At 69.3% G+C, this 13162-nt stretch carries 11 protein-coding genes; 6 read left to right on the top strand and 5 right to left on the bottom strand.

The window, feature by feature from the left end; genetic code table 11:
* The first annotated feature begins 54 nt into the window (after positions 1-54).
* On the top strand, positions 55-816 hold the full coding sequence (gene hisF / locus EV648_RS05090) for an imidazole glycerol phosphate synthase subunit HisF (protein ID WP_132285471.1): 762 nt from the start codon (positions 55-57) through the stop codon (positions 814-816).
* A gap of 5 nt (positions 817-821) precedes the next feature.
* Complete coding sequence (locus EV648_RS05085) at positions 822-1289, top strand: MarR family winged helix-turn-helix transcriptional regulator (protein WP_241994952.1); 468 nt, start codon at positions 822-824, stop codon at positions 1287-1289.
* 23 nt (positions 1290-1312) lie between these two features.
* Here the strand turns inward: EV648_RS05085 and EV648_RS05080 are convergent, their stop codons facing one another.
* The 3 genes from EV648_RS05080 to EV648_RS05070 are packed head-to-tail and all read right to left on the bottom strand — an operon-like array spanning position 1313 to position 5895.
* Positions 1313-2950, bottom strand: coding sequence for a right-handed parallel beta-helix repeat-containing protein (locus EV648_RS05080; RefSeq protein ID WP_132285467.1), 1638 nt, complete (start codon positions 2948-2950; stop codon positions 1313-1315).
* A complete protein-coding gene (locus tag EV648_RS05075) occupies positions 2863-4254 on the bottom strand; it encodes an O-antigen ligase (RefSeq protein ID WP_132285465.1) in 1392 nt (463 codons plus the stop codon). The genes EV648_RS05080 and EV648_RS05075 overlap by 88 nt, the downstream gene beginning before the upstream one ends.
* Before the next feature lie 6 nt (positions 4255-4260).
* Positions 4261-5895 carry a Wzz/FepE/Etk N-terminal domain-containing protein gene (locus tag EV648_RS05070; RefSeq protein ID WP_132285463.1) on the bottom strand — a complete coding sequence of 545 codons (1635 nt, stop codon included), beginning with the start codon at positions 5893-5895 and terminating at the stop codon, positions 4261-4263.
* Positions 5896-6087: 192 nt separating this feature from the next.
* Between EV648_RS05070 and EV648_RS05065 the strand changes: the two genes are divergently transcribed.
* Complete coding sequence (locus tag EV648_RS05065; RefSeq protein ID WP_132285461.1) at positions 6088-6597, top strand: MarR family winged helix-turn-helix transcriptional regulator; 510 nt, start codon at positions 6088-6090, stop codon at positions 6595-6597.
* Positions 6597-8183 (top strand): MDR family MFS transporter, encoded by a 1587-nt coding sequence (locus EV648_RS05060; protein ID WP_132285459.1) that lies wholly within the window; start codon positions 6597-6599, stop codon positions 8181-8183. The genes EV648_RS05065 and EV648_RS05060 overlap by 1 nt, the downstream gene beginning before the upstream one ends.
* 745 nt (positions 8184-8928) lie before the next feature.
* Here EV648_RS05060 and EV648_RS05055 read toward each other — a convergent pair.
* On the bottom strand, positions 8929-10188 hold the full coding sequence (locus tag EV648_RS05055; protein WP_132285457.1) for an MFS transporter: 1260 nt from the start codon (positions 10186-10188) through the stop codon (positions 8929-8931).
* Between the two features lie 29 nt (positions 10189-10217).
* Complete coding sequence (locus EV648_RS05050) at positions 10218-10805, bottom strand: helix-turn-helix transcriptional regulator (protein WP_132285455.1); 588 nt, start codon at positions 10803-10805, stop codon at positions 10218-10220.
* A gap of 103 nt (positions 10806-10908) precedes the next feature.
* Between EV648_RS05050 and EV648_RS05045 the strand changes: the two genes are divergently transcribed.
* The gene (locus tag EV648_RS05045) at positions 10909-11343 is read left to right on the top strand and encodes a MarR family winged helix-turn-helix transcriptional regulator (protein ID WP_132285453.1); all 435 of its coding nucleotides are present in this window, start codon (positions 10909-10911) and stop codon (positions 11341-11343) included.
* Entirely contained in the window at positions 11340-13109 is a 1770-nt protein-coding gene (locus EV648_RS05040) for an ABC transporter ATP-binding protein (RefSeq protein WP_132285451.1), read from the top strand. The genes EV648_RS05045 and EV648_RS05040 overlap by 4 nt, the downstream gene beginning before the upstream one ends.
* Positions 13110-13162 lie beyond the last annotated feature (53 nt).

The raw sequence follows: 13162 nt of genomic DNA, 5'->3' as shown, positions 1-13162 counted from the left end.
GGTTTCGCGGACTGGCTGGACGGTGCGCTGGGCCGGAGTCGGTACCCTTTCCGCGTGAGCCTTGCCGTGCGTGTGATCCCCTGCCTGGACGTCGATGCCGGGCGGGTGGTGAAGGGCGTCAACTTCGTCGACCTGCGCGACGCCGGCGACCCGGTCGAGATGGCCAAGCTGTACGACGCGGAGGGCGCCGACGAGCTCACCTTCCTCGACATCACCGCGTCGTCGGGCTCCCGCGAGACGACGTACGACGTGGTCCGGCGGACGGCCGAGCAGGTGTTCATTCCGCTCACCGTCGGTGGCGGGGTGCGCGAGGCCGCGGACGTGGACCGGCTGCTGCGGGCAGGTGCGGACAAGGTCGGCATCAACACCGGCGCGATCGCCCGGCCGGCCGTGATCGAGGAGATCGCCCACCGGTTCGGCAACCAGGTGCTCGTGCTGTCCCTCGACGTCCGTCGGAGCGTGGAGCAGCCGAGCGGTTTCGAGGTGACCACCCACGGCGGCCGCAAGTCGGCCGGGCTGGACGCGATCGAGTGGGTGCGCAAGGGCGCCGAGCTCGGCGCGGGGGAGATCCTGCTCAACTCGATGGATGCCGACGGCACCAAACAGGGCTTCGACCTGGAGCTGATCCGGGCCGTCCGGGCGGTGGTCGACGTACCACTGATCGCCAGCGGGGGAGCGGGCTTGCCCGAGCACTTCCCGCCCGCGGTCGAGGCGGGCGCGGACGCCGTACTGGCCGCGAGCGTCTTCCACTTCGGCGACCTTCGGATCGCCGACGTCAAGAAGGCGCTGCGCGATGCCGGCGTCGTGGTCCGGTGAGGAAGATGGTGGCCCACCGTCCCGAACAGACCACCCGGCTGATCGCGGATGTCGAACAGGAGTTGTCGATCCTGCTCCGCCGCGCCCGCTCGGCCCAGATGCTGTTGGCCCGGCGGGTCCACCCGGAGATGGACGCCGCCGGGTATGCGCTGATCTCCCAGATCGAGCTCGGTACGGCGAGCGGCCGGCCCGGCGTACGGGCCTCTGATGTGGCGCAGGCCCTCGGCCTGGACAAGTCCACCGTCAGCCGCGGCCTCACCCACCTGGAGACCCTCGGCCTGATCGAGCGAGTAGGCGACCCCGACGACGGCCGCGCCCGCCTGCTCCGCCTCACCGCCACCGGCGCCGAGGGCTACGGCGCCATGCGAGCCCAGCGCCAGACCGAGTTCCGCGCCATCCTCGACCGCTGGGACACCCCCGACCTGGCCGACCTGGCCCGCCTCCTAGCTCGCCTCAACCTCGACCTCAGCTGACGCTCGACACTGTCCGTGGGGGTCTATCGTTTCCTCAGCTCGGCTCGGCCGGTGAGGTCGTTGCCGTTGCCGAGGGCTCGCCACTGGGCCCAGTTCAGGTCGGTGTCGTTCCATGAGAAGTGCGGTTCGGTCAGGGACTGCAGGTAGTAGATGTTGGCCTCGAAGCGGTTCTGGTTGCCGGAGTAGATCGCCTTGTCGCCCACGTCCTGCACCGCGCCGGTGGTCTGACCGGCCGCCAGGGCGATCCGGTTGTCGTGGACCCAGACGTTCCGGACGACGTGCGGGCCGTGCGGCGCCGGCTGGTCGTGGGCCCGGTCGCCGCTGTCGATCAGTGCGATCCCGTTGGCGTTGTCGCTGACCGTGTTGCCCACGATCTCCACAGGTCCCGTGGTGCCGCCCGACGACTGGATCTGGATCCCGGCCTCCCAGGCCCAGCCCTTGTGCCGGCGGCCGTTGTCGGTGATCTCGTTGGACCGGATGACTGCGTCGTAGCTGAGCTCGTGCTGGATGCCGGCTCCCCAGTTCCCGGTGATCCGGTTGTACGCGTACTCCGTCCGGATGTTGCCGCCGTCAGTCCAAAGTCCGGGACCCCGGTTGTCGTGGACGTAGTTGTGGGTGACGGTGTGGCGGTCGGTCAGCCAACTCTTGCTGCCACCCGCCTCCCACTCCGGTGAGTACCCCGCGACCCCGTTGAAGGCGATCTCGTTGCTGGACACGGTCGAGCCGACGCCCCAGGCCCCGAAACCCAGCTGCCCTTGGTGGTGGATGAAGTTGTCGGTGACGACGGCGTCGTCGGCAAAGCCCAGACCGGCGCCGTGGTTGAGTCGTACCTCGTTGTGGTGGATCCGCCAGCCGGTGCCCACCCGGTGCGGCGTGACCTGGCGACTCTCCACGGCGGCGGCCTGTGCCTCGTTGGCCGCCTGCTCGAGCACGAGGTTCGCGACGGTGACGTCGTCGACCGGCGCCCGGATCAGGCCGGGCGCGACCGCCTGCTCGACCAGGTGGACCCGGGGGTCGTCGCGGATGGTGATCGTATTGGTCGCGTAGTCGGCGTACACGGTTCCACTGACGACCGCGGACCTTGACTCGACCCGATCCAGTCGTCGCTTGTCGAGAAAGACGTCCTCGGTCAGGACGCAGGTCGGTACGGACTCCAGGCACTCTCCATGCTGACCGGGAATCGCGGGCAGGAAGCCTGTCGCCGACCACGCCGGGCCGTTCTTCCGCCAGCCGGTGAGCACCTTGGACCCGCTGATCACCGCTCCCCGCAGACCGATGAGCGAGGTGCCCTCCTTCGGCCGCAGCGGTTCGACGAGCCGGTACGTGCCGGCGGACAGGCAGTACGTCGTACCCGGCGCCTGGGCGTCGATCAGCTGCTGCAGGTTGTCGGACGGTCGCACCCGCACGCCGTCGCAGGACCGCGGAACCGGACCGACCTGACCGGTCAGCCCGGCGCGGGGTGACGAACCGGACTCACTCGACCGGTCTGCGCCGCGCGAGGACCACGCCACGGCCGCGAGCGCGATCAGGGTGCAGACGACGGCGGTCCAGCGGCGCCCGCGCGACCGGGAGCTCACGGCCGGTCCGAGGTCGACGGACTGCCACCGGCGTACCAGGGCCTGCGCGTCGTCACCGCCACCCCGATCCCGAAGGCGGTCCACAGCAGCGCGGCCACCTGCGGCCCTTCGAGCTGCGGATCGAAGAAGCACGAGACCAGCACGGCGGTCGCTACCATCAGCGAAAGCACAGCCACCTGGCGTCTGAACACCATCCCTTGCCGAGCGAGGCGCCGGCAGCCAGCGACAAGCCGCCAGTACCAGCCGATCCACAGGGCCATCCACAGTGAGATCCCGACCAGGCCCATCCGGGCCACGATGTGCAGGTGGGAGTTGTGCGGGCTCCGCAGGCTTTCCTTGCCCTCGTCGTACACGCCGACCTCGGTGGCCAGGTTCTGGCCGAAGCCCGATCCGTGGACGAGACGGCCGTCCGCGATCTGCTTGTCGAGGATGCGCGACCACAGCTGCTGCCGGCCCTGGACCGTGCCGTCCAGGTTGCCCGGCGACTCCTTGCCGCCGAGGCTAACGACGTTGGCGACGAGCTGGGACGCCGAGAACTCCCGGCCCTGGACGCCGGCCATCGGGATCTTCAGGGACAGCAGCGAAGCCATCCCGAGCGCGACGACGACGATCAGGATCGCGCGGGCGGCCAGGGCGGCGCGGTTGTGCAAGAACGCCAGTCCGACTGTTGCGCCCGCCATCACGCCGAGCAGACCGCCACGGTTCTGGGTGGCCGCGAGCGCGATGACGAGGAGGGCCAGGAGGCTCCAGCCCGCACGGCTGCGAGCGGTGCGGGTATCGGGTAGGAGCCACAGGGAGCCCAGGACCAGCAACGCCGCGATCGCCGCGCTGCCGGATTTGTGTGAGAGAACCGACACGGTCGAGAACGGCACGGTCGGAGCGCTCTTGGACAGCGGAGCCAGGATGAGTCCGAGCGGCAGCCACAGCAGCAGCCACGGCGTCAGCCGGGTCAGCTGGGCGACCAGATGGTCGAGGAGTTCCGGCGACCGCGCCAGCGCGGCCGCGATGAGGAACGCGAAGACGCAGTAGTACCAGAGCGCGGCGTCGCGTACGGCGTCCAGGTGGTACGTGCCCAGCCCTGACAGCATCCGGACCAGTCCCCAGAGCACGAATGCGCCGAGGAGCGCCAGGATCGGCTCGTCCCTGATCGGCGCCTTGAGGTACCGCGTGGCCACGACCGCGGCGGCCGCGCCGACGCCGAGAACCATCTCACCGACGAACAGCGGACTGCCGGGCAGGTGCAAATACGCGAAGGCCCGGTCGAACAGGAGATAGCCGCCCAGCAGCGGACCGAGCAACCGGCCGTAAAGGACGAAGAGGCGGCCCGACGACGGCGCGCCGAGGAGCTCGCCTGCGCGGGTACCGGGAGTGCCGGCCGACAATGACATCGCGCCTCACCCCTGCGGTCGGCGTACCGGCGATCGGAGGCTGTTGTGGCGCCGGTACGTGTAGAGCGGCGCCGACGGTACGAACGGCAGACCGGTCCGACGAGCGACGCGTGTGGCGATCCGGCCCCGCAGCCGCCGGACGAACAGCGGCCCCCGGCTCGCCCGGCGGTAGACGTAACCGACGACGTCGGACTCCACCTGGTCCAGCCGCTCGACCATGGTGAGATGGTCCTGCAGGGACTCTTCGGCGCCGAGCACGACGATCGTGGCATCAGAGTCGTCGACGAGATCGGTGGCATCGGCTACCTGCAGCAGCGGCGGGCTGTCGATCAGGACCAGGTCGAAGGACAGCTTCGCCTCGGCGATGATCTTCTCGACAGCTCTCGCGTACGCCGTACCGGTGGTCCGCTCGCCGGACATCCGGCCGGCCCGGAGCACGGTGACATCCTCGTTGAGCGGGCTGGTCTCGATGCAGTCCCGGACGGGACGTCGCCCGGCGATCACTTGGTCGAAGCCGTCGCCCTGCGGGCTGCCAGGCAGCAGCAGGGCGGTCAGAACCCCCTCGCTGGAGTCGGCGTCGACCACCATGACCGGCGTACCGCTCTCGGCGACGGCCAGCGCGACGTTCGCCACGACCGTACTGCGGTCGGCCCCGCTCTCGCTGGAGACGAAGACGACGGCCAGCCGGTCGCCGCGGGCGGCCCGGATCCGCTCGACGGAGCCCGCGGTGAACCGGAACGCCTCGGCGGCGGGGGACTGCGGATCAGCAGCCACCGGCAGCGGCCCGGCCGGCCCCACCGCGGACAGAAAGCCGCCCAGCCCTGGCGACGGGATCTCGCCGATGAGCGGGGCGTCGTAGATCGCGGCTGGGTCGTCCCGGTCCTCCAGGCACCGACGGCGACTGGCTCTGGCGTAGGCAAGCCCGGCAGCGAGCAGCGTACCGACCATGAGTCCGATCGCGCCGGACCGCTTGGCATTGCCGTTGACCGGCACCAGCGGTTCGACCGCCGACCCGAAAGTTGGATGGTTGGCCCGGTCGACCTCCAGATTGGACAGCGTCTGCGTCCGCTGGTTCACCAGGTCCATCAACTGGCCGCGAGTGCGGGGATCGCGGATGGCGCGCTCGATCCCGGCGACGGTGGCCTCGGCCTGGGCCGTGATGGCGGCGACCCGGGCGTCGTCGAACGCCTGCAGAACGGCGTTGGCTCCGACCTGGGCCACGCGAGCGTTGGGCCAGGTGAACGAGATGGCCACGATGCTGGACCCGAAGGCGCCGGGTTGGGCGCCCTGCGGCGGCGTGATCTCCAGCGCCTTGCTCTCGCCGGCGAAGTCCTGTGGCGTCAGCACGGGGGCGTTCAGTGCCGCGTTGGCGATCCGGCTTGCGCGGTCGGCGACCTCCGGGGACTGCAACAGCAGCACCTGGCTGTCGAAGTACTGGCTGCGGGCCTCGCCCGGGGTCTGCGTGGTCTGCGGCACGGTGACGGTGGCATTCGCCCGGTAGAGCTCGGGCTCCACGACCGTGTAGGCCACCGCACCGGCGGCTGTCAGCAGCGCGATGAGCAGGACCATGAGACGGTACCGGCGCACGGCACCGAAGACGGTCGGCTGGAACCGGTCCTGTTCGATCATGGTGGCCTTCATGGCCCCACCTCAGTCGCTCCCCTGGACTTCGGTGCTCCGCGCAGCGGCGTGCCCCCTTGTGGCATGGTAGCCGCCGCTTCCGCTGAGTGAACCCCTCGGGCGAATATACGCTAAATGGACACTCTGCGTGACCATTGGCTGCATCGGCGACATATGGTTGCAGAAACCAACTAATCAACATATAGTTGGGTTATGCAACTAGCTCAGCAAACCTCTGTCCCGGAGGTGGAACGGGATACGCCGGCCCAGGAATTGCTCGAAGGGGTCAGTTCGCTGATCCGGGCCGTGCGTTGTATCGAGCACCGGCACCTTTGGCCCGACTCAGGCCTCCGGCGTGCCGACGCCAGTGTCCTCAAGGTGCTGGCCAAGGACGGCGAGCAGCGCGGCGGCGAGATCGCCGCGAAACTCGGCGTCGACGCCTCTGTGGTGAGCCGTCAGGTGTCCGCCCTGGAGGCCGACGGCCTGGTGAGCCGTCGGCCGGATCCGGCGGATGCGCGCGTCTCGCTGGTCGCGCTCAGCGGCGCCGGCCGCGCCCGGCTGGAAGCGCTGTACGACGGGTTCGCCCACCGGCTCCGAGTCGCGCTCGGGGACTGGGACGACGACGACATGGCAACGGCCGCGCAAGCGCTGCGCCACGTCGCCGCCGCCGTGACCGAGGCCGCCGAGTCCGTGAGACACACCAACTTCTCGACTGGAGACTGATGACTGTCACCGAGACTCGGCTGCAAGCGCCCGCTGCCCCGGAACTCACCCACCGCGAGATCCTCGAAATCCTGGTCGGCCTGCTCGCCGCGCTGTTCACGGCGATGCTCAGCTCGACGATCGTCAGCAACGCCCTGCCGACGATCATCGCCGACCTCGAGGGCTCGCAGACCCAGTACACCTGGGTGCTGACCGCGAGCCTGCTGGCCACCACGGTCTCCACCCCGATCTGGGGCAAGCTCTCCGACCTGATGAGCAAGAAGCTCCTGGTCCAGCTCGCCATCACCTTGTTCGTGGTCGGTTCGGCCCTGGCGGGTATGGCGCACAACGTCCCCTTCCTGATCGGCGCTCGCGTCCTGCAAGGCCTCGCGATGGGCGGCCTGATGGCACTCGCCCAGGCGATCATCGGTGCGGCGATCCCGCCCCGCGACCGCGGCAGGTACTCCGGCTACATGGGTGCCGTGATTGCCGTTGCCACCGTGTCCGGTCCTTTGCTCGGCGGCGTCATCGTCGACACCTCGTGGCTCGGCTGGCGCTGGTGTTTCTACGTCTGTGTCCCGCTGGCGATCGTCAGCCTGGTGATCCTGCAGCGCTATCTGCACCTGCCGCTGAACAAGCGCAAGGTCCGGGTCGACTACCTCGGCGCGATCATGATCAGCATCGCGGCCAGCCTGCCGCTGATCTGGGTCACCTTCGCCGGTCACGACTTCGGCTGGTTCTCCTGGCAGTCCGCGCTCTTCGTCGGCGGCACGCTGCTCTTCGGCATCCTCGCCGTCGTGGTCGAGAACCGCGCCGCCGAGCCGCTGGTCCCGCTGAAGGTCATCCGCGAGCGCACCACCGCACTGGCGATCGTGGCCAGCCTCGCGGTCGGTGTCGCGATGTTCGGCAGCGCGATCTTCCTCGGCCAGTACTTCCAGATCGCCCGCGGCTACAGCCCGACCGAGGCCGGTCTGCTCACCATCCCGATGATGCTCGGCTCGTTCCTCGGGTCGGTCGGCTCGGGCCAGATGATCACCCGCTTCGGCAAGTGGAAGCGGTACCTGATCGCCGGCGGCATCCTGCTGGTGCTCGGCCTGGTCGTGCTCGGCACGATCGACCACACCACGCCGTACTGGTACGTCGGCACCGGCATGCTCTCGATGGGCCTGGGCCTGGGCATGATGATGCAGAACCTGGTCCTCGCTGTGCAGAACACCGTCGACGTGAGTGAGATCGGCGCCTCCAGCGCCTCCGTCTCGTTCTTCCGGAGCCTGGGTGGAGCCGTCGGGGTCTCGGTCCTGGGCGCGGTGCTCGCCACCAGGGTCAAGGACCTGCTGATCCAGGGCGTGCTCGCCGGACCGGGTGGAGCCGCGGCCGCGGCCAAGCTGCAGGACGGCGGCTCGGACGGCACCAGCCTGCTGGACGTCAACCATCTCCCGCCACAGCTCGCCGAACTGGTGCGTCAGTCGTACGGCGACGCGACTGGGCGGATCTTCCTGATCGCGGCCGCCTGTGCCCTGGTCAGCCTGATCGCCGTGTTGTTCATCAAAGAGGTCCCGCTCCGCCGCACCGTCGCCAAGCTCGACGAGCCGATCGAGCTGGACTGACCAACGCCTTCAGTCCGGTACTCCGGTACTCCGGTACTCCGGTACTACGGCCCGGCGACGACGCAAACCGCAGGCGGTGTTCCCCACGGGGGGAGCACCGCGTGCGGGCGTTTTGCGTCGGAAGTGGATCCGCCGGGCATGAGTGCGGTGGTTCCGCCGGGCATGAGTGGCGGGTGGTCCAGCGGGCGTGAGTGGCGGGTGGTCCACCGGGCATAGGCCGAGGTGGTTCGCGGTCTCCGCTGCGTGAGTGTTCTAGTCGGGATGGCGTGCATCAAGAGCGCCTTCGGCGTCCCTTCGGGATCGAAACAAGTTTCGACTCTTGACCCACCCCATCCCGACCAGGGAAGGACGCAGCTACGCGGATCCCGCGGAGGAGTGTGAGCCGGGTCGGGGTGGTGCTTTCGGGGTGGGGTGTACCGGGCGACGGAGGGTTGAGCCGGTCCGGGGTGGTGTTTTCGGGGGCGGGTGTACGGACCGACAGGTAGTACTGGGGTGGTCGCGGAGGTTCTAGGCGTGGGGTGCTTGCCGGGGCGATGGGTGCGGCGACTACTTCCTGTCCGTCGGTACGTCGGCGGGCCCCGGGGGTGGGTTTCCGGCCCCGGTGGGTGGTGGTTGCGCCGATTCGGGGCTGATGGGGGCGGGTTGCTGGGCCACTGGCTGGTTGTTCGGCGGCTGGTGGCTTGTAAGGCGCCACTGGTCGAACGACCTGCTATCGGGCGGATCGGTTGCGGTCGGTGGGCCGCGGTTAGTCGAGAGGCGGCGGTTCTAGGCCTTCTAGGTCGCGGGTGGTGAGGATGGGGGAGCCGATCAGCCAGAGGACGGCGAAGATGCCGCCGGTCGCGGAGATCAGGAGGGTTTCTCGGACTCCGATCCAGGTTCCTAGGAGGCCGCCGATTATGGCGCCGAGGGGGCGTACGCCGTAGTTGATGCTGCTGAACGCCCCCGCGACACGGCTCCGCATGTGTTCGTGGATTACTGCGGCCTGTAGGGAGTTCAGTGGGACGTCGAAGCACATCACCGCGAACGCCCCGATGAACTCGGCGGCGGCCAGGGCGCCGGCGCGAACCCAGACGGGGCCTGAGGCGAAGGCGGCGATGGCGATGGAGGCCGGGAAGATCACCGCGCCGAGTGCGATCAGCCGGCCCGCGCCGAGCAGTCGCGTCAACGGTGTCGCAGCCAGTGCTCCGAGCAGGCCACCCGACGCGCCGATGCCGAAGGCGATACCGATCGTGCCGGCCGACAGGTCCAGGTTCCGGCTGGCGAACAGGACAAGCAGTGCCGTGCTGATCAGGTTGAAGAAGTTCACCGTCGTCGCGCACCCGAGGCTGCTGCGCAGGTACGGATGCCTCAGCAGATACCTCATGCCCTCGCGGGCCCTGCGGAGCAACGAATCCTCGCTCTCATCGGCCTCGGCGGGCGCCGTCTTGAGCCGGCTCACCTGCACCGCCGAGAACACGAAGGTCAGCGCGTCCACGACGATCGCGACCGGCGCGCTCAGCCACTGCACCAGCAGGCCGCCCAACGCCGGACCACCCATGAACGAGATCGACCTGGTCGCCGAGAGCTTGCTGTTCGCCTCCAGGAAGTGGTCCCGCGAGACCAGCCGCACGAAGAACGACGCGTAGGCGGTGTTGAAGAGCACGTGCGCGGTCCCGGCCAGGATCGCGACGGCGTACAGCTGGCCGAGCGTCAGCAGGTCCAGCCAGTACGCCGCGGGCAGAGACAGCAGCACGATCGTCCGGCTCAGGTCGGCCGCGATCATCAGTGGGCGCTTGTCCCGGCGCTTGTCCACCCAGGTGCCGATGAACAACGACGCGAGGTTCGGCAGCCAGACCGCGGCGGTGAGGAAGCCGACCTGACTGGGGGAGGCGTCCAGCAGGGTGACCGCGATCAGCGGCAGGGCGAGCTCGCTGATCCGGTCGCCGAACTCGGAGACGCCCTGGGCGGACCAGAAGGTCCGGAACTGGCGATCACGCCACAGGCTGGTGGGAGTCAGTGTCTTCACGGTGCTGTCCTCACGGGGGGCGGCGGAGCTCAAGTGGTTGCTTCAGGCAAAGAAAGGCGGATCATCCGGACCGGGTGGGCATCGGCCGGGCGGTCTTGTTCGGCGCGCTGGACGTACGGCGCCAGCAGTTCCTCGATCGCGTTCTCCACTGCCTCGGCCTCCGCGAGGGTGAGGCTCACCAGCGTGTTCGAGGACCCGGCCGTGCGGCTCCACAGGGGATCGAGGTGGGGTTCGCTCTCCACCAGCCACTGCTGCGCGTAGTCCAGGGCCTGGCTGATCAGCTCCGCCCGCAGCAGCCGCCCAGCCTCGGCGCCTTCCGGTGTGTCGGGCATCTCGAACCGGAACCCTCGGGCGACGGCCTGCCACCAGCGCTGACGCTTGTCGGCGACGCCCTCGGGAGGCGGTCCGTCGCTGACCAGGCCGAAGTTCGCGAGGTGGCGGAGGTGCCAGCTGGTCACCGACGGCGAGGCGCCGACATGCTCCGACAACTGGGTCGCGGTGGCCGGGCCGTTCTTCTGCAGATAGCTGAGGGCGGCCAGCCGGACGGGATGTGCCAGCGCCCGCATCGCCTGCGGATCGGTGATCTCGAAATCACCGTAAGGATTTCTGAGAGACATGCTTCGAGAGTAACCTCTCACATCTCCACGCCGCATCTGTCGTAAGCGAGTGCGTAGGAAAATCCGGAAGCGCAGACTTGCCGATCGTGCTTATGGTTAACCCATGCGTACCACTGACAGCGAGCTCGACATCCCGCGCCGGATCCTGACCGGCACCGGGCTGTTCGCGGCGAGGGCCCGGGCCGAGCGCGCCGGGGGGATCAGCCTTGGCCAGACGGCGGTGCTCCGGCAGCTCCAGAAGGCCGGTGCGATCACGCCGGGCGCGGTGGCGGACCGGCTGCTGACCCAGCCGCAGTCCCTGTCCCGGACGCTCGCCGCGCTGGAGGAGCAGGGCTGGATCCGGCGCCGCCCGGATCCCGACGACGGCCGTCAGTCGCTGCTCGAGATCACCTCGGCCGGGACCGAAGTACTGGCTGCTGAGATGCGCCCGCGGGAGATCTGGCTGGCCGGTGCGCTCGAGCAGTTGACCGATGCGGAGCGCGACCTCCTGGTCATCGCCGCCGGTCTGCTGGAACGGCTCTCCGAGGACAGGCGATGACGACGGCGACTCTCACCACTGACACCACCACCGACCAGGCACCGGTACGCCGGGTCGCGAGGTTGTTCCGGCCGTACCGCTGGTCGATCGTGGTGCTGCTGGCAGTGTCGGTGGCGCAAGGCGCGGCCGGAGTGGCGTCGCCGTTCCTGGTCCGCGACATCGTGGACGAGGCGTTGCCGCAGCGGAGCGCCTCCTTGGTGGTGCTGCTGGCCGGCGGCATGATCGTCGCCGCGGCGATCGCGGCAGTGCTGGGTGTTGTCACGACCCGCCTGTCGAACCTGATCGGTCAGGGCGTGATGCACGACCTGCGCGTCGGGGTGTACGACCACCTGCAGCGGATGTCGCTCGGCTTCTTCACCCGGACCCGGGCCGGCGAGCTCCAGTCGAGGATCGCCAACGACATCGGCGGCGTCGACAACGTGGTGACCAACACGGCCAGCTCGGTCGTGCAGAACGGTGTCGCGGCACTCGCGGTCGGGATCGCCGCGCTGGTGATGAACTGGAAGCTCGCGGCCGTCTGCCTGATCGTCGTACCGCTGTTCCTCGCCTTCTCCTTCCGGCTCGGACGGCAGCAGCGCCAGATCGCCCGCGGCCGGCAGAAGCAGCTCGCCGGGATCACCGCGCTGGTGGAGGAGTCTCTCTCGGTTGCCGGCGTCCTGCTCGCGAAGACGCTCGGGCGGCAGCGGGAACTGTCGGACCGGTTCGCCACCGAGTCCCGCGCCCTCAGCGCGACCGAGCTGACCGCGGCGATGACCGGCAAGTGGGTGAACTCGAGCCGCCGGGCCAGCCTGACGATGATCCCGGCGATCGTGTACCTCGTCTCCGGGCTGACGCTGGCGCACGGCTCGGCGGTGTTCTCGATCGGCACGGTGGTCGCGTTCACCACGATGCTGAACCGGCTGGTCGCACCCGCCACCGCGCTGCAGGGACTCGGCACGGCCGCCTCCACGTCGATGGCCCTGTTCGGCCGGATCTTCGACGTCCTCGATCTGCCGGTGGACATCCAGGAGAAGCCGGACGCCCGCAGCCTGCCGCGGGTGCGGGGCGAAGTACGGGTCGAGAATGCGAGCTTCCGGTACGGCGAGGACGGCGGGTGGACGTTGTCCGACATCGAGTTCGTGGTGCCATCCGGTACGACGACGGCGCTCGTCGGGGAGACGGGATCGGGCAAGACGACGCTCGCGTACCTCGTCGCGAGGCTGTACGACCCGCAGCTCGGGAGGATCACCATCGACGGCATGGATCTGCGCGATCTCAAGCTGTCCGCGATCTCGGACGCGGTCGGGCTGGTATCGCAGGAGACCTACCTCTTCCACGAGTCGGTCCGGGAGAACCTGCGGTTCGCTGCGCCGGAGGCCACCGACGCCCAGGTGATCGCGGCGGCCCGCGCGGCGCGGATCCACGAGCTGATCGTCGGGCTGCCCGAGGGGTACGACACGGTGGTCGGGGCTCGCGGGTACCGCTTCTCCGGCGGCGAACGTCAGCGGCTGGCGATCGCCCGGATGCTGCTGCGGAACCCGCCGATCCTGATCCTCGACGAGGCCACCAGCGCGCTCGACAACGAGACCGAGCGGGCCGTCCAGGCCGCGATCGACGAGCTGGCCCGGGACCGGACCACGATCGCGATCGCGCACCGGCTGTCGACCGTGCGGAACGCGGACCAGATCCTGGTGCTCGACCACGGCCGGATCGTCGAGCGCGGCAGCCACGACGACCTGCTCGCCCGCCATGGCCGGTACGCCCAGTTGCACGGCACACTCAGCTGAGCACAGCTCGTCGAACCCGAGCTGAAATCGGTCCGGAAATGGATGGAACCGGG

Origin of the sequence: Kribbella sp. VKM Ac-2568, from assembly GCF_004345365.1 — a bacterium.
GTDB lineage: Bacteria > Actinomycetota > Actinomycetes > Propionibacteriales > Kribbellaceae > Kribbella > Kribbella orskensis.
Note: the sequence above shows the minus strand (reverse complement) of the source record. Positions and strands in the feature narration are given on the sequence as shown.

Excerpts from the sequence above, each read along its gene's own strand:
- EV648_RS05085 (WP_241994952.1), top strand. The coding sequence starts at position 822 with ATGGTGGCCCACCGTCCCGAACAGACCACCCGGCTGATCGCGGATGTC.
- EV648_RS05075 (WP_132285465.1), bottom strand. The coding sequence starts at position 4,254 with ATGTCATTGTCGGCCGGCACTCCCGGTACCCGCGCAGGCGAGCTCCTC.
- EV648_RS05040 (WP_132285451.1), top strand. The coding sequence starts at position 11,340 with ATGACGACGGCGACTCTCACCACTGACACCACCACCGACCAGGCACCG.
- EV648_RS05045 (WP_132285453.1), top strand. The coding sequence starts at position 10,909 with ATGCGTACCACTGACAGCGAGCTCGACATCCCGCGCCGGATCCTGACC.
- EV648_RS05065 (WP_132285461.1), top strand. The coding sequence starts at position 6,088 with ATGCAACTAGCTCAGCAAACCTCTGTCCCGGAGGTGGAACGGGATACG.
- EV648_RS05050 (WP_132285455.1), bottom strand. The coding sequence starts at position 10,805 with ATGTCTCTCAGAAATCCTTACGGTGATTTCGAGATCACCGATCCGCAG.
- EV648_RS05070 (WP_132285463.1), bottom strand. The coding sequence starts at position 5,895 with ATGAAGGCCACCATGATCGAACAGGACCGGTTCCAGCCGACCGTCTTC.
- EV648_RS05060 (WP_132285459.1), top strand. The coding sequence starts at position 6,597 with ATGACTGTCACCGAGACTCGGCTGCAAGCGCCCGCTGCCCCGGAACTC.